General features: G+C 70.7%; 18 protein-coding genes. 9 read left to right on the top strand and 9 right to left on the bottom strand.

All coding sequences use genetic code 11. The annotated features are described in order from the left end of the window. Positions 1–30: 30 nt before the first annotated feature. Both SLAV_RS11405 and SLAV_RS11400 read right to left on the bottom strand, forming a co-directional pair. Entirely contained in the window at positions 31–1410 is a 1380-nt protein-coding gene (locus SLAV_RS11405; protein WP_030227477.1) for an aspartate aminotransferase family protein, read from the bottom strand. After that, the gene (locus SLAV_RS11400; protein ID WP_037686641.1) at positions 1395–1898 is read right to left on the bottom strand and encodes an Lrp/AsnC family transcriptional regulator; all 504 of its coding nucleotides are present in this window, start codon (positions 1896–1898) and stop codon (positions 1395–1397) included. The genes SLAV_RS11405 and SLAV_RS11400 overlap by 16 nt, the downstream gene beginning before the upstream one ends. A 170-nt stretch (positions 1899–2068) precedes the next feature. On the opposite strand from SLAV_RS11400, the gene SLAV_RS11395 reads away from it, so the two are divergent. Together SLAV_RS11395 and SLAV_RS11390 are read left to right on the top strand one after the other, a co-directional pair. Further along, positions 2069–3508 (top strand): gamma-aminobutyraldehyde dehydrogenase, encoded by a 1440-nt coding sequence (locus SLAV_RS11395; RefSeq protein ID WP_030227481.1) that lies wholly within the window; start codon positions 2069–2071, stop codon positions 3506–3508. A gap of 115 nt (positions 3509–3623) precedes the next feature. Next, complete coding sequence (locus SLAV_RS11390; protein ID WP_030227482.1) at positions 3624–4802, top strand: polyamine ABC transporter substrate-binding protein; 1179 nt, start codon at positions 3624–3626, stop codon at positions 4800–4802. Positions 4803–4820: 18 nt separating this feature from the next. Here the strand turns inward: SLAV_RS11390 and SLAV_RS11385 are convergent, their stop codons facing one another. From SLAV_RS11385 to SLAV_RS11365, 5 genes are all read right to left on the bottom strand, one after another. Further along, positions 4821–6059 (bottom strand): serine hydrolase domain-containing protein, encoded by a 1239-nt coding sequence (locus tag SLAV_RS11385; protein ID WP_030227484.1) that lies wholly within the window; start codon positions 6057–6059, stop codon positions 4821–4823. A gap of 149 nt (positions 6060–6208) precedes the next feature. Next, positions 6209–6889 (bottom strand): response regulator transcription factor, encoded by a 681-nt coding sequence (locus SLAV_RS11380; protein ID WP_030227487.1) that lies wholly within the window; start codon positions 6887–6889, stop codon positions 6209–6211. Further along, on the bottom strand, positions 6886–8064 hold the full coding sequence (locus SLAV_RS11375; protein WP_030227488.1) for a sensor histidine kinase: 1179 nt from the start codon (positions 8062–8064) through the stop codon (positions 6886–6888). The genes SLAV_RS11380 and SLAV_RS11375 overlap by 4 nt, the downstream gene beginning before the upstream one ends. After that, positions 8061–8750: a glycerophosphodiester phosphodiesterase gene (locus SLAV_RS11370; RefSeq protein WP_030227492.1), complete on the bottom strand. Its 690-nt coding sequence runs from the start codon at positions 8748–8750 to the stop codon at positions 8061–8063. Before SLAV_RS11370 ends, SLAV_RS11375 begins: the two co-directional genes overlap by 4 nt. A 37-nt stretch (positions 8751–8787) precedes the next feature. Further along, positions 8788–9813: an adenosine deaminase gene (locus SLAV_RS11365; protein ID WP_030227494.1), complete on the bottom strand. Its 1026-nt coding sequence runs from the start codon at positions 9811–9813 to the stop codon at positions 8788–8790. Between the two features lie 109 nt (positions 9814–9922). Between SLAV_RS11365 and SLAV_RS11360 the strand changes: the two genes are divergently transcribed. Further along, positions 9923–10651, top strand: a complete 729-nt coding sequence (locus SLAV_RS11360) for a DUF4190 domain-containing protein (RefSeq protein WP_051840515.1) — start codon at positions 9923–9925, stop codon at positions 10649–10651. A 58-nt stretch (positions 10652–10709) separates the two neighbouring features. Here SLAV_RS11360 and SLAV_RS11355 read toward each other — a convergent pair whose 3' ends face one another. Together SLAV_RS11355 and SLAV_RS11350 are read right to left on the bottom strand one after the other, a co-directional pair. Beyond that, complete coding sequence (locus tag SLAV_RS11355) at positions 10710–11129, bottom strand: NUDIX hydrolase (RefSeq protein WP_037686642.1); 420 nt, start codon at positions 11127–11129, stop codon at positions 10710–10712. Then, positions 11126–11683, bottom strand: coding sequence for a riboflavin biosynthesis intermediates N-glycosidase (locus SLAV_RS11350; RefSeq protein WP_030227501.1), 558 nt, complete (start codon positions 11681–11683; stop codon positions 11126–11128). Before SLAV_RS11350 ends, SLAV_RS11355 begins: the two co-directional genes overlap by 4 nt. A 182-nt stretch (positions 11684–11865) precedes the next feature. Between SLAV_RS11350 and SLAV_RS11345 the strand changes: the two genes are divergently transcribed. The 6 genes from SLAV_RS11345 to SLAV_RS11320 all read left to right on the top strand — a co-directional run bounded on the left by SLAV_RS11345 (position 11866) and on the right by SLAV_RS11320 (position 19089). After that, positions 11866–13380 carry a gamma-aminobutyraldehyde dehydrogenase gene (locus SLAV_RS11345; protein ID WP_030227502.1) on the top strand — a complete coding sequence of 505 codons (1515 nt, stop codon included), beginning with the start codon at positions 11866–11868 and terminating at the stop codon, positions 13378–13380. A gap of 46 nt (positions 13381–13426) precedes the next feature. Then, positions 13427–14677 (top strand): polyamine ABC transporter substrate-binding protein, encoded by a 1251-nt coding sequence (locus SLAV_RS11340; protein WP_030227505.1) that lies wholly within the window; start codon positions 13427–13429, stop codon positions 14675–14677. A gap of 82 nt (positions 14678–14759) precedes the next feature. After that, positions 14760–15908, top strand: coding sequence for an ABC transporter ATP-binding protein (locus tag SLAV_RS11335; RefSeq protein ID WP_030227507.1), 1149 nt, complete (start codon positions 14760–14762; stop codon positions 15906–15908). Continuing rightward, positions 15905–16834: an ABC transporter permease gene (locus SLAV_RS11330; protein ID WP_030227509.1), complete on the top strand. Its 930-nt coding sequence runs from the start codon at positions 15905–15907 to the stop codon at positions 16832–16834. The genes SLAV_RS11335 and SLAV_RS11330 overlap by 4 nt, the downstream gene beginning before the upstream one ends. Further along, on the top strand, positions 16834–17640 hold the full coding sequence (locus SLAV_RS11325) for an ABC transporter permease (protein WP_030227511.1): 807 nt from the start codon (positions 16834–16836) through the stop codon (positions 17638–17640). Before SLAV_RS11330 ends, SLAV_RS11325 begins: the two co-directional genes overlap by 1 nt. Positions 17641–17670: 30 nt before the next feature. Next, the gene (locus tag SLAV_RS11320; protein WP_030227515.1) at positions 17671–19089 is read left to right on the top strand and encodes an NAD(P)/FAD-dependent oxidoreductase; all 1419 of its coding nucleotides are present in this window, start codon (positions 17671–17673) and stop codon (positions 19087–19089) included. Positions 19090–19152: the final 63 nt, after the last annotated feature.

Here is a 19152-nt window from a genome sequence, read left to right as displayed (position 1 = left end):
GATCGGACTATCGCCGCGTGGCGCCGGGGGTTACAGCTTGGTCCACGCCTCGGTGAGCACCGAGCGCAGGATGCCTTCGATCTCGTCGAAGGTGCCCTGGTCCGCGATCAGCGGCGGGGCCAGCTGGATGACCGGGTCGCCACGGTCGTCGGCCCGGCAGTACAGGCCGTTCTCGAAGAGCGCCTTGGAGAGGAAGCCGTAGAGCACGCGCTCGGTCTCCTCGTCCGTGAAGGACTCCTTGGTGACCTTGTCCTTGACGAGCTCGATGCCGTAGAAGAAGCCGTTGCCGCGGACGTCGCCGACGATCGGGAGGTCGTGCAGCTTCTTCAGGGTGTTGAAGAAGTTGCCCTCCTGGTCCAGCACGTGCTGGTTCAGGCCTTCCTTGTCGAAGATGTCGAGGTTGGCCAGCGCCACGGCGGAGGACACCGGGTGCCCGCCGAACGTGTAGCCGTGCAGGAAGGTGTTGTCGCCCTTGTAGAACGGCTCCGCGAGGCGGTCCGAGATGATGCAGGCGCCGATCGGGGAGTAACCCGAGGTCATGCCCTTGGCACAGGTGATCATGTCCGGGACGTAGTCGAACTTGTCGCAGGCGAACATGGTGCCGAGGCGGCCGAAGGCGCAGATCGTCTCGTCGGAGACGAGGAGCACGTCGTACTCGTCGCAGATCTCGCGCACGCGCTGGAAGTAGCCGGGCGGCGGCGGGAAGCAGCCGCCGGCGTTCTGCACCGGCTCCAGGAAGACGGCGGCGACGGTGTCGGCGCCCTCGAAGAGGATCTCCTGCTCGATCTGGTCGGCACACCAGCGGCCGTAGGCCTCCGGGTCGTCGCCGAAGATCGGGGCGCGGTAGATGTTGGTGTTCGGCACCTTGTGCGCGCCGGGGACCAGCGGCTCGAAGGGGGCCTTGAGGGCCGGCAGGCCGGTGATGGACAGGGCGCCCTGCGGGGTGCCGTGGTAGGCGACCGCGCGGGAGATGACCTTGTACTTGGTGTGCTTGCCCTGCAGCTTGAAGTACTGCTTGGCGAGCTTCCAGGCGGTCTCGACGGCCTCGCCGCCACCGGTGGTGAAGAAGACCTTGTTCAGGTCACCGGGGGCGTAGTGGGCGAGGCGCTCGGCGAGCTCCACGGCCTTGGGGTGCGCGTACGACCAGATGGGGAAGAACGCGAGTTCCTGGGCCTGCTTGTAGGCGACCTCGGCCAGTTCCTTGCGGCCGTGACCGGCGTTGACCACGAACAGGCCCGCGAGGCCGTCCAGGTAGCGCTTGCCCTTGTCGTCCCAGATGTAGGTGCCCTCGCCCCGGACGATGGTGGGGACGGGGGAGTTCTCGTACGACGACATGCGGGTGAAGTGCATCCACAGGTGGTCGTACGCGGTCTTGGAGAGGTCCTGGCTCACGGTTATCTGGTTCCCCACATGTAGGTCTGCTTCTTGAGCTTCAGGTAAACGAAGCTCTCGGTTGATCGCACGCCGGGGAGCGTGCGGATCTTCTTGTTGATCGTCTCCAGGAGGTGGTCGTCGTCCTCGCAGACGATTTCCACCATCAGGTCGAACGACCCGGCGGTCATCACGACGTACTCGCATTCGGCCATCGCGGTCAGCGCGTCGGCCACCGGGTCGAGATCGCCCTCGACGTTGATGCCGACCATGGCCTGGCGCCGCAGCCCCACGGTGAGCGGGTCGGTGACGGCGACGATCTGCATCACGCCCTGGTCCAGCAGCTTCTGTACGCGCTGGCGGACGGCCGCTTCGGAGAGGCCCACGGCCTTGCCGATCGACGCATAGGGACGGCGACCGTCCTCCTGCAGTTGCTCGATGATCGCCAGGGACACAGCATCGACCGAAGGGGACGGTTGTCTGTTCCTGGAATCTGCGCTTCGACTGACCACGACCTCACTCTGCACGAGGAGTCGTCCGTTCCGCAACCCGTAATCGATGAAATCCGTTGTGAAGGGTCTCGGATTGCACGGATTTCGTAGTTCGTGATGTCCGGCTCTGTCGAAAGCGTCGCCCGAGGAGCTAGTCTTGGGAGGTCGTCTCAATCGTTGGACATGTGATCAGGAGAGTGGCTGTAGTGACCACCGAACTGCGTCGTCTGCGCAACTACATCGGCGGGGAGTTCAAGGACGCCGCCGACGGGCGGACCACCGACGTGGTCAACCCCGCCACCGGCGAGGTCTACGCGACCGCCCCGCTGTCCGGCCAGGCCGACGTGGACGCCGCCATGGCCGCCGCCGCTGCCGCCTTCCCGGGCTGGCGCGACACCACCCCCTCCGAGCGGCAGAAGGCCCTGCTCAAGATCGCGGACGCCTTCGAGGCGCGCGCGGACGAGCTGGTCGCCGCCGAGTCGGAGAACACCGGCAAGCCGGTGGGCCTGACGGCCAGCGAGGAGCTGCCGCCGATGGTGGACCAGATCCGCTTCTTCGCCGGCGCCGCACGCCTGCTGGAGGGCCGTTCGGCCGGCGAGTACATGGAAGGGATGACCTCGATCATCCGCCGTGAGCCGGTCGGCGTGTGCGCCCAGGTGGCGCCGTGGAACTACCCGATGATGATGGCCGTGTGGAAGTTCGCCCCGGCGATCGCCGCGGGCAACACCGTCGTCCTGAAGCCCTCGGACACCACCCCGGCCTCCACCGTCCTGATGGCGGAGATCATCGACTCCGTCCTGCCCAAGGGCGTCTTCAACGTCGTCTGCGGCGACCGCGAGACCGGCAAGGCCATGGTCGAGCACTCCACCCCGGCGATGGCCTCCATCACCGGTTCGGTGCGCGCGGGCATGCAGGTCGCCGAGAGCGCCTCCAAGGACGTCAAGCGCGTCCACCTGGAGCTCGGCGGCAAGGCCCCGGTCGTGGTCTTCGAGGACGCCGACCTGGCCAAGGCCGTCGAGGACATCGCCGTCGCCGGTTACTTCAACGCCGGTCAGGACTGCACCGCCGCCACCCGCGTACTGGTCCACGAGTCGATCCACGACGAGTTCGTGGCCGCGCTCGCCAAGGCCGCCGCGGAGACCAAGACCGGGCAGCCGGACGACGAGGACGTGCTGTACGGCCCGCTGAACAACCCCAACCAACTCCAGCAGGTCGCGGGCTTCATCGAGCGCCTTCCCGCCCACGCCAAGGTCGAGGCGGGCGGCCACCGGGTCGGCGACAAGGGCTTCTTCTACGCCCCGACCGTCGTCTCGGGCCTCAAGCAGGACGACGAGATCATCCAGAACGAGGTCTTCGGCCCCGTCATCACCGTCCAGTCCTTCACGGACGAGTCCCAGGCCCTGGAGTACGCGAACGGCGTCGAGTTCGCCCTCGCCTCCTCCGTGTGGACCAAGGACCACGGCCGCGCGATGCGCATGTCCAAGAACCTCGACTTCGGCTGCGTGTGGATCAACACCCACATCCCGCTCGTCGCCGAGATGCCCCACGGCGGCTTCAAGAAGTCCGGCTACGGCAAGGACCTCTCCGCCTACGGCTTCGAGGACTACACCCGCATCAAGCACGTGATGACCTCGCTCGACGGCTGAACCGCCGCGGCCGTCGCGGTGACGGACGCGGACTGATCACCGCAGGCCACTGAAGGGGCGGGCAGTAGACACCTTGTCTATTGCCCGCCCCTTCGCGTTCACCGAGGCTGGGCCCATGCCTGAACTCGCCTTCTCCCGCCGCGCGGCGCTGCGCGGCCTCGGTGCCGCGGGCCTGCTGGCCGCCCTCACCGGCTGCGGTGTGCCCGCCGCCTACGTCCCCGAGGACCGGCGGCAGGGCCAGGACCTCTCGGACCGGGACCGGAGCATCGCCTTCTCCAACTGGCCGCTCTACATCGACACCGACGACCAGGACGAGGAGAGCCGCCCGACGCTGGAGGCCTTCACGAAGAAGACCGGCATCGAGGTCCGGTACACCGAGGAGATCAACGACAACGACGAGTTCTTCGGCAAGGTCAGCCCGGCCCTGATGAACCACCAGTCGACCGGTCACGATCTCGTGGTCGTCAGCGACTGGATGGCCGCCCGCTTCGTCCACCTGGGCTGGGCCCAGAAGATGGACCGGTCCGCCCAGGGCAACGTGGCCCGCCACCTCGACCCCCAGCTGCGGTCCCCCGCCTTCGACGAGGGCCGGCTGCACACCGTCCCCTGGCAGTCGGGGATCACCGGCATCGCCTACAACCGCAAGGCCCTGGGCCGGGAGATCAAGTCCGTCAAGGACCTCTGGCAGCCGGACCTGGCCGGCAAGGTGACGCTGTTCTCCGGCCTCGACGAGTCCTTCGCCCTGCTCATGCAGGGCAACGGCGCCGACGTCACCCGGTGGACCGAAACCGACTTCCACCGGATGTGCGACCAGGTCGAGAGCATGGTGAAGAAGAGGCACATCCGCCGCTTCACCGGCAACGACTACACCTCCGACCTCAGCAAGGGAGACGTCCTGGCCTGCCAGGCCTACTCCGGCGACGTCATCCAGCTCCAGGCCGACAACCCCGACATCGAGTTCGTGGTCCCGGAGGAGGGCGCCGAGCTCTGGGCCGAGAGCCTGCTCGTCCCCAACCTCGCCCGCCACAAGGCCAACGCCGAGGCCCTCGTCGACTACTACTACGAGCCCGCGGTGGCCGCGGAGCTCGCGGCCGCGGTCAACTACGTCTGCCCGGTCCCCGCCGCCCGTGAGGTGCTGGCCGCCTCCCCGGACAAGGAGACCGCCCTGCTCGCCGAGAACCCGCTGATCTTCCCCGACGACGGGATGCGCAAGCGCCTCGTCGTGGCCCGGGACATCTCCTCGGCCGAGCGCTCCTCCTTCGCCAAACGCTGGAACTCCATCGTCGGACTCTGACCGGGCCGCCCGCCGCACCTACTTGGCGAAGGCCGCACCCACGATGCCCATGGCCACCTTGTTCATGTCCCGGCCCTTGGCATCGGTGGAGTTCACCGAGTACACGAGCGTGCGGGAGAGGTCCCGGCTGCCGCCGATCACGGTGTTGTAGCCGAAGCGGGCCCCGGTCTTGCCGTAGACCACGGCACCGCCCGGCAGCCTGAACTCCTTCAGGCCGGCCGTCTGGACCGCGTGCTCACCGGTCTCGGCGTCCTGCACGTCGGGGACGGTGAACATCTCCTCCAGCTGGGGCCGCGGGACCACCTTGCCGCCGAACAGCGCCACCGTGAACCGTTCCAGGTCGGCCGTGGTCGATATGAGGTCCCCGGCCGCCCAGTTGGAGGAGGAGTTCCACTCCGTCACGTCCACCAGGGAGCTGCCCCCGCCCGGCTGCGGCACCGCCTGGTAGCCGTGGTTGTGGGGGCCCGGTATCCGCGTCTGGGTGCGGGCCGGGAACGAGGTGTCACGCAGCCCCAGCGGCCGCAGTATCCGCTGGGACACCGCCTTCTCGTACGTCGTCCCCGTCACCTTCTCGATCAGCACGCCGAGCACCGTGTAGTGGATGTTGCTGTAGTGCTGCTTCTCGCCGGGCCGGGACTCGGGGCCCTTGGCGGCCGCATTGGCGATCAGCGCCCGCGGGTCCACCACGTCGAAGCGGTGGGCGTACTCGTCCGCGAAGGCGTCCCCCGGGCCGTCCGCCGACCGCAGGCCGCTCGTGTAGTTCAGCAACTGGCGTACGGAGACGGGCTCGAAACCGCCCGGGCCGCCGGGCAGCAGCCCCGGCAGGTACTCCTGCACCGGCCGGTCCAGATCCAGCCTGCCCTCGGCGGCCAGCTGCAGCACCACCGCGGCGGTGAAGGTCTTCGTCACCGAACCCGCCCGGAACCGGGCGTCCTCGATCGCCCCGCGTCCGCTGCGGACGTCCGCGACCCCCGAACTTCCCTTCCAGGAACCGCTCGTGCCGCCCACCCGCACCAGCGCGGCCGTCGCCTCCGGGTGATCGGCGCCCAGGCCCGCGATGGCCCGCTCCAGCGCCGCCGCGTCGGGCGGGGACGAGAAGAGGGGAGCCTGCGCCCCAGCGGCCCGGACCCGGCCGTCCGTGGCCGCCGCGACCGCCGCCGGCGTCCCGGCGGCGTGGGCGGCGACCGCCGGGCCGGACACGACGCCCAGTACCAGAGCGGCCGCGACCAGCGTGCGAGTGCGTGTACGTGTCTTCATGATGGTGATCCCCCTGTGTGCGAGCCGCGGGACCCGCTGCCCCGACGTCCTCAATGGTGCTGTTCACAGGGGTGGTTGCGGATCACCGGTGAGAGGGGTCTTCACCGGTACGACAACTCACCGGCGCGGGGGAGCCGACACGCCGCTCCTCACTCTCCGGAGGGAGAACCGGCCGCGATCAGACCCGTCTCGTACGCGCAGATCACCGCCTGGATCCGGTCCCGCAGACCCAGTTTCCCCAGCACGTTGCCCACGTGCGACTTCACCGTGTGCTCGCTCACCGTCAGCGCCGCCGCGATCTCCGCGTTCGACAGCCCCCGCCCCAGGTGCAGCAGCGTCTCCCGCTCCCGGGCCGTCAGCACCTGAAGCCGGTCCTCCGACAGGGCCCGCGCGCCCGCCGGCCGGGCCGTCACCGCCGTGTACTCCTCGATCAGTCGCCGCGCCACCGAAGGCGCCAGCAGGGACTCGCCCGCCGCCACCACCCGTACCGCGTGCACCAGATCGTCCCGCCGCACGTCCTTCAGCAGGAACCCGCTCGCCCCCGCGTGCAGCGCCTCGTACACGTACTCGTCCGAGTCGAAGGTCGTCAGCATCACCGTCCGGCAGGCGCCGCCCGCCGAGATCCTCCGGCAGGCCTCGATCCCGTCCAGCACCGGCATCCTGATGTCCAGCAGCACGACGTCCGGCGCGAGCCGGGCGACCGCCTCCACCGCCGAAGCCCCGTCCCCCACCTCCGCCACGACCTCGATGTCCTCCTGGACGTCCAGGATCATCGCGAAACCGCTGCGCACCAGCTCCTGGTCGTCGGCCACCACCACACGGATCGTCACTTCCCCACCTCCAGCGGCGAGGTTACAAGGACCACCCGCACCGAGAACCCCCCGTCGGGCCCCGGGCCGCACCGGGCCGTCCCGCCGTGCGCCGCCGCCCGCTCCCTGATCCCGATCAGCCCGTGCCCGCCGCCCGCCGCGCCGCTCCGTGCCCCGTCCGGTCCGCGGCCGTCGTCGGTGACCGTCACCGTCAGGTCCCCCACCCCGTAATCCAGGCGTACCTCCACCGCCGAGGCCCCGGCATGCTTGACCACATTGGTCAGCGCCTCCTGCACCACCCGGTGCACCGTCGCCTCCAGCGCGGCCGGCAGCGCGCGCACCTCGCCCGTCCGCTCGTAGGAGACCGTGGGCCCGCTCGCCCGGACGCGGTCCAGCAGCGCCGGCAGCCCCGCGATCCCCGGCTGCGGCGCACGCGGGGCCGCCTCGTCCGTCCGCAGGACCCCCAGCATCGTCCGCAGCTGCGCCATCGCGTCCCGGCCCGTCTCGGCGATCGCCTCGAAGGCCGCCTCGGCCCGTTCCGGGGCCCGGCGCACCGCCACCGGACCCGCCTCCGCCTGCACGATCATGATGCTGACCGCGTGCGAGAGGATGTCGTGCATCTCCCGCGCGATACGGGCCCGTTCGCGCGCCGCCGCCTGCTCCGCCTCGATCCGGTTCGCCCGCTCCAGCTGCTCCGCCCGCTCCAGGGCCGCCTCGGTGTACGCCTGCCGGGTGGCCTGCAGCCGCCCCAGCGCGAACGCCGCCCCGAACACGAACAGCGAGAACAGCAGCTCCCGCGCCGTCTGCGTGTTGAGCGCGACCGAACCGAAGATCACCACCGTCACGACGGCGCCCGTGACCAGCCGCACCCGCTCCGGGCAGAGCAGCGCGATCGTGTAGAGGGCGATCAGCCCTGCGTACGGCAGCGGCTGCCCGGGCCCGTCCAGCGCCAGCCGGTACACCGAACCCGCCGCGACCACCCCGCACAGCGCCAGGACCGGGGCCCTGCGCCGCCACACCAGCGGCAGGTTGCCGAGCGTGGTCAGCAGGTACGCCGCCCAGGTCGCGGGCGACTCCCGGGGGTCGCGGGGCACCACGAACGGAATGGTCGTGGCCACCTGCACCAGCAGCGTCAGCCCCAGGTCCTGCCGACGCGGGTCCGCCGTCCGGATCCGCTCCCCCCAGGCCCGTATCACCGGCCGGACTCGGCCCGCACCGCGGTCAGGGCGTCCACCCTGTTCGTGGTGACGGAGTCCACGCCCGCCGCGACCAGGGCGCGCATCGACCGCTTGGTGTCCGCCGTCCACGCCGACACCAGCAGCCCGTCCCGGTGCAGGGCGTCCGTGAGCTCCCGGTCGAGAAGCCCGAAGCGGTAGTTGAGCCAGCGGGGGGCCACCGCGTCGATCAGCACCCGGCGCGGCGGCGAGAGGGTGGTCCAGGTCAGGGCGATCTCCGCGCCCGGGTCGGCGGCGCGGACGGCGAGCATGGTGTCCGGCCCTGCGCAGTAGTACGTGCGCTCGCGCGCCCCGCACTCGCGCACCAGGCCCACGACGGTCCGTACGGTCTCGGCCGTGGCGCCCGGCAGGTCCAGCATCAGCCGGCCGGCCCCCGCGGCCGTCAGGGCCTCGCGCAGGGTGGGGATCCCGCCCTGCGCGAGCTCCTTCAACTGTGCGGCGGTGACGGCGTCCAGCCGCACGTCGTGGCCCCACAGCCGCTGCAGGGTCTCGTCGTGGAGGAGGACCGGCACGCCGTCGCGGGTCAGCCGTACGTCGACCTCCACCGCGTCCGCCCCCCGGGCGAAGGCGGAGCGCACGGAGGCGAGGGTGTTCTCGCGGACACGGTAGGGGTCGCCGCGGTGACCGACGGCAGTCAGGGTGTTCATGCCCCCATTCTCCGCGGCCGCCGGGCCCGACGGGACGTCAGCGGGCGAGCCAGTCCGCGGTGTACGCGTCGATCTCCGCGCTGAGCCGCGCCTTGCCGGCCGGGTCCAGGAAGGAGGCCTCGACGGCGTTCTTCGCCAGCTGCGCCAGTCCCCGCTCGTCGAGGTCGAGGAGGCGGGCGGCGACCGCGTACTCGTTGTTGAGGTCGGTGCCGAACATCGGCGGGTCGTCGCTGTTGATGGTGACGAGCACGCCCGCCGCGACCATCTCCTTGACGGGGTGCTCGTCGAGGTCCGCGACGGCGCGCGTGGCGATGTTGGAGGTCGGGCAGACCTCCAGCGCGATGCGGTGCTCGGCCAGGTACGCCAGCAGCTCCGGGTCCCGGGTGGAGCTGGTGCCGTGGCCGATGCGCTCGGCGCCCAGCTCGCGGATGGCGTCCCAGACCGTCTCCGGGCCGGTGGTCTCGCCGGCGTGCGGCACGCTGTGCAGACCGGCGGCCCGCGCCCGGTCGAAGTACGGCTTGAACTGCGGGCGCGGCACGCCGATCTCGGGGCCGCCGAGGCCGAAGGAGACCAGGCCCGCGGGGCGCAGGTCGACGGCGAGGCGGACGGTCTCCTCGGCGGCCTCCAGGCCGGCCTCGCCGGGGATGTCGAAGCACCAGCGCAGGATGACGCCCAGTTCGGCCTCGGCCGCCTTGCGGGCGTCCTCGATGGCCTCCATGAAGGCGTCCTCGTCGATGCCGCGGCGCGTCGAGGAGTAGGGGGTGATGGTGAGTTCGGCGTAGCGGATGTTCTGCCGGGCCATGTCGCGGGCGACCTCGAAGGTCAGCGTGCGCACGTCGTCGGGGGTGCGGACCAGGTCGACGACCGAGAGGTAGACGTCGATGAAGTGGGCGAAGTCCGTGAAGGTGAAGTAGTCGGCGACGGCCTCGGGGTCGGTGGGGACCTTCGAGTCGGGGTGGCGGGAAGCGAGTTCGGCCACGATGCGCGGGGACGCCGAACCGACGTGGTGGACGTGGAGTTCGGCCTTGGGCAGCCCCGCGATGAAGGGGTGCAGGTCGGGCATGGGGTGCCTCCGGGAGGGCGCGGGTGCGGGCAGGTCGGCCTCATCGTAGGCAGCCCCGGGGCGTGTCGGTGGCAGCCCTTAGCATGGCTGTACGAGAGGGGGGTGCCGTATGACCGACCAGAGCCCTGAGCCGAGGGACCCGTGGGCCCCGCCCGAGAGGTCCGCGGCGGAACCGGGCAAGCCGGCCGGGGCGCCGCCGGTGACGCCCTCCGTGCCCCCGGTGCACCCGGCCGCGACCGCGCCGACCGCGCCCGCCGCCGTTCCACCGGCTCACGAGCAGGATCCGTCCGTGCGGCCGCCGGGGTTCCAGGGCGCGCCGCCCCCGGCCGCGGCGTCGCCGTACGCGCCGCCCCCGATATCCGCGCCGCCGTCCACGCCCGCGTACGGCTACCCGGTCCCGCCGGACCCGGCCGCCTACGCGTACCCCGGCCCGCCGCCGCCCGTCCAGCAGGGCTACCCCGGCTATCCGGGCTACGCCGGCTACCCCGGTTATGCCGGGTACCCGCCCTATGCCAGGCCCGCCTCCAACGGCTTCGGCGTCGCCGCCCTGGTGCTCGGCATCCTCTCGGTGGTCGGCTGCGTGACCATGTTCGGGTCGATCGCCTTCGGCATCGCCGCCGTCGTCCTCGGCGCGCTGGGCCGGGGCAAGGCGAGCCGCGGCGAATCCACCAACGGCGGGATGGCCCTGGCCGGGATCATCCTCGGCGGGGTCGGCATCGTGCTGGGCATCGGCGTGACCCTGCTGGTCTTCCTCGGCCCCACCCTGGAGGAATCCGGCGGCGGCCAGGACGGCCCCTCGGTCTCCCGGACCGACGACCAGCCCCGCGAACGCGTCTGACGCCCCCGACCTCTTCGCCCCCTCCGCCTCCGGCCCCCCGCCCCGCCGCCCGAGCGGGTCAGGGCGCGGCGGCGGACAGCAGGGTGGGGACCATGTAGGGGCCGTCCGCCCCGGTACGGGGGAGGGGGACCCAGGTCAGGCCCACCATCCGGGGGCAGTCGCACCCCAGCTCCGGGTCCACCCCCAGCACCGGCTCCCCGGCCGCCACCTCCACCCGGAAACAGGTGGTCCAGCCGGAGGGGTACGGAGCCTCGTAGGCGTAGCGCACCGACAGCGCCCGCAGCCCCGTCTCCTCGGCCACCTCGCGCCGCACGGCCGCCTCCGGGTCCTCCCCGGGCTCCACCCCGCCGCCCGGCAGGGTCCAGTACTCCGCCCCGTCGTGCCGGCCGGACGGCCCCCGTCCCCGCTCGCGCACCATCAGCACGCTGCCGCCCCGCACGATGACGGCCGCCACCCGGCGCCGCTCCGCCGGATTCACTCCGCGTTCCCCTCCCGCAGCCGCTCCCGCGCCTCCATCAGCGCGAAGCCCAGCAGGTTCAGCCCACGCCAGCGCGCCGGGTCCAGGGCGCGCTCGTCGTCGGCGGCCAGTCCGATGCCCCAGATCCGGTCCACGGGGCTCGCCTCCACCAGCACCCTCGTGCCCGTACCGAGCAGGTACGCCCGCAGTGCCGGATCGGAGCCGAACTTGTGCACGCTGCCCTCCACGACCAGCGCGAACCGCTCCCGCTGCCACACGGCCTCGTCGAAGCCGCGCACCAGCCGGCCGGCCTTCTTCGCCGCCGCCGGACTCCGGGCCTCCAGTGCCGCCCGCTCCGCCTCCGCGTCCCCGAACAACCGGGCCTTGCCGGCCATCATCCAGTGCTCGGCCGTGGCGTAGCGGACATCACCCACAGTGAAAGCGGACGGCCACCACTGGCTCAGGCAGCTCGGACCGAGCCGTCCGTCCGGCTGCGGCCGGTGGCCCCAGAAGGGCAGGTACTTCAGCCGTTCACCACGGCTGACCTGCCCGATCAACTTGTCGGTCATCTCCATGCACGCGAGTCTTGCAGTCACCACTGACACTTCGTACGGGATTTCGGGCGCGCCTCGACACATGGTCGACCGATTCCGTCGCGTAATCAAAAGGCAACAACGGAATCACTTGGCGGAGGCGAACGCCTCTGCCAGGATCGGCACTCAATTCGAGCTGTAGCTACGGAGAGCGTGAGAGCGTGATGGGTAACCGCTTCCAGGTTAAGGACCGCTTCGCAGACGGCGCGCAGTACATCGACGGCCGGCTCCGCCCCGGTACCTCGGGTCGCTCGCACACGGTGGTCGACCCCGCGACCGGCCAGGAGGTGCTCACCTACGAACTGGCGGGCACGGCGGACGTGGACGAGGCCGTCGCCGCCGCCAAGCGGGCCTTCCCCGCCTGGTCGGCCGCGACCCCGGGGGAGCGCTCGGACGCGCTGCACCGGCTGGCCGGCGTACTGGCGGAGCAGGCGGAGGACTTCGCGTACGCGGAGTCCCTGCAGTGCGGCAAGCCGGTCAAGCTGTCCACGGAGTTCGACGTACCGGGGACCATCGACAACACCGCCTTCTTCGCGGGCGCGGCCCGTCACCTCCAGGGCCAGGCGGCCGGCGAGTACTCCGGGGACCACACCTCCTACGTACGGCGCGAGGCCATCGGCGTCGTCGGCTCCATCGCCCCTTGGAACTATCCGCTCCAGATGGCGGCCTGGAAGATCCTCCCGGCCATCGCCGCGGGCAACACCATCGTCCTCAAGCCCGCCGAGCTGACCCCCCTGACCTCCCTGATGTTCGCCCAGGCGGCCAAGGAGGCGGGCATCCCCGACGGCGTCGTCAACATCGTCACGGGCGCCGGGCGGGACGCGGGCGAGCACCTGGTCGGCCACCCCGACGTGGTCATGACCTCCTTCACCGGCTCCACCGCGGTCGGCAAGCGGGTGGCCGAGATCGCCACCGCCACCGTCAAGCGGCTCCACCTGGAGCTCGGCGGCAAGGCCCCCTTCCTCGTCTTCGACGACGCCGACCTGGAGGCCGCCGCCCACGGCGCCGTCGCCGCCTCGCTGATCAACACCGGCCAGGACTGCACCGCGGCCACCCGCGCCTACGTCCAGCGCCCCCTGCACGACGCCTTCGTCGCCCGGGTCGCCGAGCTGATGGAGACCGTCCGGCTCGGTGACCCCTTCGCGCCCACCACCGACCTCGGCCCACTGGTCTCGCACGCCCAGCGCGACCGGGTCGCCGCCTTCGTCGAGCGCGCCCGCGCGTACGCCACGGTCGTCACCGGCGGCGAGGCCCCGGGGGGCGAGCTGGCGGAGGGCGCCTACTACCGGCCCACCCTGATCTCCGGCGCCGCGCAGGACAGCGAGGTCGTCCAGTCCGAGATCTTCGGCCCGGTGCTGGTCGTCCTGCCCTTCGACACCGACGACGAGGGCCTCGCCCTGGCCAACGACACCCCGTACGGGCTCGCCGCCTCCGCCTGGAGCCGGGACCTCTACCGGGCGAACCGCGCAACCCGCGAGCTCAAGGCCGGCTGCGTGTGGGTCAACGACCACATCCCGATCATCAGCGAGATGCCCCACGGCGGCTACAAGGCCAGCGGCTTCGGAAAGGACATGTCCACCTACTCCTTCGAGGAGTACACGCAGGTCAAGCACGTGATGTACGACAACACCGCGGTGGCGGCCAAGGACTGGCACCGCACCATCTTCGGGGACCGATAACAGCCACCGCCCGACCAGCGGCACACCTCCCGAAAGGCCACAGCCAATGGAGCAGCTCGACCCCGACCGCCTCTCCGCGGCGCAGCTCGCCGCGATGCGGCGCAGTCTCACCAGCGGGCGCGGTGCCCTCACCCGCCGCTCGCTGCTGCGCGCTTCCGGCATCGGGGCGCTCACCCTCGGCGGCCTCTCCGCCCTGACCTCCTGCGGCATCCCGCCCGCCCGGCGCGAGGACGGCACCGCGGCCGCCTCCGCCGACCACTCGGAACAGGAGAAGGTGCTCAACTTCTCCAACTGGACCGAGTACATGGACACCAGCGAGGACGAGAAGTCCCGTCCCACGCTGGAGGAGTTCGGCAAGCGGACCGGCATCGAGGTCAAGTACTCCGAGGACATCAACGACAACGTCGAGTTCTTCGGCAAGATCCGCCCGCAGCTGGCCGCCGGCCAGGACACCGGGCGCGACCTGATCGTCGTCACCGACTGGCTCGCCGCCCGCATCATCCGCCTCGGCTGGGCGCAGAAGCTGGACCCCTCCCGCCTCCCGCACGCCTACGCCAACCTCTCCCCGCAGTTCCGCAGCCCCGACTGGGACCCGGGCCGCTCCTACAGCTACCCCTGGACCGGCATATCGACGGTCATCGCCTACAACTCCAAGGCCACCGAGGGCAGGAAGGTCGACTCCGTCACCCAGCTGCTCGACGATCCCTCCCTCAAGGGCCGCGTCGGTTTCCTCACCGAGATGCGCGACAGCGTCGGCATGACCCTGCTCGACCAGGGCAAGGACCCGGCGAACTTCACCACCGCGGACTTCGACGGCGCCATCGGCCGCCTCCAGAAGGGCGTGGACACCAAGCAGATCCGCCGCTTCACCGGCAACGACTACACCGCCGACCTCGACAAGGGGGACCTCGCGGCCTGTCTGGCCTGGGCGGGGGACGTGATCCAGCTCCAGGCCGGCAACCCCGACATCAAGTACGCGGTCCCGGCGGCCGGGTACATCACCTCCAGCGACAACCTCCTCGTCCCGGCCCAGGCCCGGCACAAGGCCAACGCCGAGAAGCTCATCGACTACTACTACGAGCTCCCGGTGGCCGCCCGGCTGGCCGCGTTCATCAGCTACGTCTGCCCCGTCGACGGAGTCAAGGACGAGCTCGCCAAGATCGACCCCGCGCTCGCGGAGAACACGCTGATCGTCCCGGACAAGGCGATGACCGCCAAGTCCCACGCCTTCCGCTCCCTCAGCAGCGAGGAAGAGACGGCGTACGAGGAGAAGTTCACCAAGCTCATCGGCGCCTGACCCACCGCCCGGCCCCGCCGGACCCCTCCACCCCCGCGCTCCCGCACCCTTCCGACGACACCACCACCGAAGGCCGCGACCCATGACTGACAAGACCGCGAGCGGCGACGTCCGCCTCGCCGGGATCAGCAAGCACTACGGATCGTTCACCGCCGTGCACCCGCTGGACCTCACCATCCCCCAGGGCTCCTTCTTCGCCCTGCTCGGCGCCTCGGGCTGCGGGAAGACCACCACCCTGCGCATGATCGCCGGCCTGGAGGAGCCCTCCACCGGCACGGTCAGCCTCGGCGACCGCGAGGTCACCCACCTGCCGCCGTACAAGCGCCCGGTCAACACCGTCTTCCAGAGCTACGCGCTGTTCCCGCACCTGAGCATCTACGAGAACATCGCGTTCGGGCTGCGCCGCCGCGGCATCAAGTCCGTCAAGAAGCAGGTCGACGACATGCTGGAGCTGGTGCAGCTCGGCCAGTTCGCCCAGCGCAAGCCCCACCAGCTCTCCGGTGGCCAGCAGCAGCGCGTCGCCGTCGCCCGCGCCCTGATCAACCACCCCCAGGTGCTCCTCCTCGACGAGCCGCTGGGCGCCCTCGACCTCAAGCTGCGCCGCCAGATGCAGCTGGAGCTCAAGCGGATCCAGACGGAGGTCGGCATCACCTTCGTGCACGTCACGCACGACCAGGAGGAGGCCATGACGATGGCCGACACGGTCGCGGTGATGAACGGCGGCCGCGTCGAGCAGCTGGGCGCCCCCGCCGAGCTGTACGAGAACCCGCGGACCACCTTCGTCGCGAACTTCCTCGGCACCTCCAACCTGATCGAGGCCTCGGTGGAGTCCGCGGGCACCGACGTCGTCGTCTCGGCCTCCGGCACGACGCTGCGGCTGCCCGGGCAGCGATGTTCGACCACGCCCCGCGCGGGCGGAAAGCTGCTGGTCGGCGTGCGTCCCGAGAAGATCTCCCTGGTCCACGCGGACGAGGAGCACACCGTCGCGGCCGGCCGCAACAAGATCGCGGGCCGGATCGCCGACTCTTCCTTCATCGGCGTCTCCACCCAGTACGTGATAGACAGCCGGGTCTGCCCGGAGCTGGAGGTGTACGCCCAGAACATCGAGCGCGACGCCCGCCTCGTCCCCGGCGCCGAGGTCGTACTCCACTGGAACCCGGAGCACACCTTCGGCCTGGACGCCGCCATGGACATCGACGCCGGCGTCGAGACCGTCGAGGAGAGCGCGTGACCGCCGTCTCCGCGCCGCCCCGGGAGGCCGCCCCGGCCGAACCCCCGGTGCACAAGGCGTCCCTGCGCAAGCGCCTGATCCCGTACTGGCTGCTGCTCCCCGGCATCCTGTGGCTGCTCGTGTTCTTCGTGCTGCCGATGATCTACCAGGCCTCCACCTCGGTGCAGACCGGTTCGCTCGAAGAGGGCTTCAAGGTCACCTGGCACTTCCAGACCTACTGGGAGGCCTTCGGCGACTACTACCCGCAGTTCCTGAGGTCCCTGCTCTACGCGGGCACCGCGACCGCGCTGTGCCTGCTGCTCGGGTACCCGCTGGCCTACCTGATCGCCTTCAAGGCCGGCCGCTGGCGCAACCTCCTGCTGGTGCTGGTCATCGCCCCGTTCTTCACCAGCTTCCTGATCCGCACCCTGGCCTGGAAGACGATCCTCGCCGACGGCGGCCCGGTGGTCGGCGCCCTCAACGCCGTCGGCTTCCTCGACGTCACCAGCTGGCTCGGCATGACCGAGGGGGACCGGGTCCTGGCCACGCCGCTCGCGGTGGTCTGCGGCCTGACGTACAACTTCCTCCCCTTCATGATCCTGCCGCTGTACACCTCGCTGGAGCGCATCGACACCCGCCTCCACGAGGCGGCCGGGGACCTGTACGCCCGGCCCGCCACGGTGTTCCGCAAGGTGACCTTCCCGCTGTCGATGCCGGGCGTGGTCTCCGGGACCCTGCTCACCTTCATCCCGGCGAGCGGTGACTACGTCAACGCCGAACTGCTCGGCTCGACGGACACCCGGATGATCGGCAGCGTCATCCAGTCGCAGTACCTGCGCATCCTCGACTACCCGACGGCGGCCGCGCTGTCCTTCATCCTCATGGCCATCGTGCTGATCATGGTGTCCATCTACATCCGCCGGGCGGGGACGGAGGACCTGGTCTGATGAACAAGCCCCTTGGCTGGCTCCGCCGCAATTTCGTGGTCATCGCGGGACTCGGCACGCTCGCGTACCTGATCCTGCCCAACGTCGTCGTGACGGTCTTCTCCTTCAACAACCCCGCCGGGCGCTTCAACTACGCCTGGCAGGAGTTCTCGCTCGACGCCTGGAAGGACCCCTGCGGGGTCGCCGACCTGTGCGGCTCCCTCTCGCTCTCCCTCCAGATCGCCTTCTGGGCCACCATCGGCGCGACCGTGCTCGGCACCGCGATAGCCTTCGCGCTCGTGCGCTACCGGTTCCGGGCGCGCGGCGCGGTCAACTCGCTGATCTTCCTGCCGATGGCCATGCCCGAGATCGTGATGGCCGCCTCGCTGCTCGCCCTCTTCCTCAACATGGGCATCCAGCTCGGCTTCTGGACCATCCTGATCGCGCACGTGATGTTCTGCCTCAGCTTCGTCGTCGCCGCCGTCAAGGCGCGCGTGCTGTCGATGGACCCGAGGCTGGAGGAGGCCGCGCGCGACCTCTACGCCGGACCGGTGCAGACGTTCCTGAGGGTCACCCTGCCGATCGCCGCCCCCGGCATCGCGGCCGGTGCGCTGCTGTCCTTCGCGCTCTCGTTCGACGACTTCATCATCACCAACTTCAACTCGGGCAACACCGTCACCTTCCCCATGTTCGTGTGGGGATCGGCCCAGCGTGGTACGCCCGTCCAGATCAACGTCATCGGTACGGCGATGTTCGTCATCGCGGTCCTGGTGGTGCTCGCCGGCCAGTGGGTCGGCAACCGCCGCAAGAAGGCACAACCGAAGTAATCAGTTCAGTTCCGTAGGGAGTTGGAAGCCATGGCCCCAGTCGCCATGCGTAGTGTTGCGAAATCCCTTTCCGAAGCGAAGCCGGTCGCGTACTGGCTGGACGACCCCGGCAAGCCGGCCGCCGAGCCGGCGCTCACCTCCGACGAGCGCTGCGACCTGCTCGTCGTCGGCGGGGGCTACAGCGGGCTGTGGACCGCTCTGATCGCCAAGGAGCGTGACCCCGGCCGGGACGTGGTCCTGATCGAGAGCAAGGAGGCGGGCTGGGCCGCCTCCGGCCGCAACGGCGGCTTCTGCGCGGCCTCCCTCACCCACGGGCTCGCCAACGGCATGGCCCGCTGGCCCGGCGAACTCGCCAAGCTGGAGGAGCTGGGCGCCCGCAACCTCGACGAGATCGAGGCGGCGGTCGCCCGCTACGGCATCGACTGCGACTTCGAGCGCACCGGTGAGATCGACGTGGCCACCGAGCCCCACCAGGTCGAGGAACTGCGCGAACTCCACGAGGAGGCGCGCAGGCTCGGCCTCGCGGACGGCTCCGAATGGCTGGACCGGGAAGCGCTGCGCGCCGAGATCGACTCCCCGACCTTCCTCGCGGGCCTGTGGGACCGCGACGGCGTCGCCATGCTCAACCCGGCGAAGCTCGCCTGGGGCCTCAAGCGGGCCTGCCTGGAGCTGGGCGTGCGTATCTACGAGAACACGCGCGGCCTGAAGATGGCCCCCGTCGGCGCCGGGATGGCCGTCACCACCCCGTACGGCACGATCCTCGCCCGCCGGGTCGCGCTGGGCACCAACATCTTCCCCTCGCTGGTCAAGCGGATCCGTCCCTTCACCGTCCCGGTGTACGACTACGCGCTGATGACCGAGCCGCTCGACGAGGAGCAGCTCGCCTCCATCGGCTGGAAGCGACGCCAGGGCCTGGGCGACAGCGCCAACCAGTTCCACTACTTCCGGATCACCAAGGACCACCGGATCCTCTGGGGCGGCTACGACGCCATCTACCCGTACCGCGGGAAGCTCGACTCCGAGTACGACCACCGGCCCGAGACCTACCTCAAGCTCGCGGAGCACTTCTTCACCGCGTTCCCGCAGCTGGAGGGGGTGAAGTTCAGCCACGCCTGGGGCGGGGCCATCGACACCTGCTCCCGCTTCTCGGCCTTCTTCGGCACGGCCCACAAGGGCCGGGTCGCCTACGCGGCCGGCTTCACCGGGCTCGGCGTCGGCGCCACCCGCTTCGGGGCCGACGTGATGCTGGACCTGCTCGACGGGGTGTCCAGCGAGCGGACCCGGCTGGAGATGGTGCGCAGCAAGCCGATGCCGTTCCCGCCGGAGCCGTTCGCCTGGACCGGGATCACCCTCACCAAGTGGTCGCTGGCCCGGTCCGACGCCCGCGGCGGCCGCCGCAACCTCTGGCTGCGCACCCTGGACCGCTTCGGGCTCGGCTTCGACAGCTGACGCCCGCGCCCACCGCGCGCCCACCGTGTGACCCGCTTCACCATGACGGAGTAACGGAACTCG

Origin of the sequence: Streptomyces lavendulae subsp. lavendulae, from assembly GCF_002803845.1 — a bacterium.
GTDB lineage: Bacteria > Actinomycetota > Actinomycetes > Streptomycetales > Streptomycetaceae > Streptomyces > Streptomyces lavendulae.
Note: the sequence above shows the minus strand (reverse complement) of the source record. Positions and strands in the feature narration are given on the sequence as shown.

Bases quoted from the DNA above. Each gene is read 5' to 3' on its own strand.
- SLAV_RS11390 (WP_030227482.1), top strand. From the start codon at position 3,624: ATGCCTGAACTCGCCTTCTCCCGCCGCGCGGCGCTGCGCGGCCTCGGT.
- SLAV_RS11385 (WP_030227484.1), bottom strand. From the start codon at position 6,059: ATGAAGACACGTACACGCACTCGCACGCTGGTCGCGGCCGCTCTGGTA.
- SLAV_RS11370 (WP_030227492.1), bottom strand. From the start codon at position 8,750: ATGAACACCCTGACTGCCGTCGGTCACCGCGGCGACCCCTACCGTGTC.
- SLAV_RS11365 (WP_030227494.1), bottom strand. From the start codon at position 9,813: ATGCCCGACCTGCACCCCTTCATCGCGGGGCTGCCCAAGGCCGAACTC.
- SLAV_RS11360 (WP_051840515.1), top strand. From the start codon at position 9,923: ATGACCGACCAGAGCCCTGAGCCGAGGGACCCGTGGGCCCCGCCCGAG.
- SLAV_RS11350 (WP_030227501.1), bottom strand. From the start codon at position 11,683: ATGGAGATGACCGACAAGTTGATCGGGCAGGTCAGCCGTGGTGAACGG.
- SLAV_RS11345 (WP_030227502.1), top strand. From the start codon at position 11,866: ATGGGTAACCGCTTCCAGGTTAAGGACCGCTTCGCAGACGGCGCGCAG.
- SLAV_RS11340 (WP_030227505.1), top strand. From the start codon at position 13,427: ATGGAGCAGCTCGACCCCGACCGCCTCTCCGCGGCGCAGCTCGCCGCG.
- SLAV_RS11335 (WP_030227507.1), top strand. From the start codon at position 14,760: ATGACTGACAAGACCGCGAGCGGCGACGTCCGCCTCGCCGGGATCAGC.
- SLAV_RS11325 (WP_030227511.1), top strand. From the start codon at position 16,834: ATGAACAAGCCCCTTGGCTGGCTCCGCCGCAATTTCGTGGTCATCGCG.
- SLAV_RS11320 (WP_030227515.1), top strand. From the start codon at position 17,671: ATGGCCCCAGTCGCCATGCGTAGTGTTGCGAAATCCCTTTCCGAAGCG.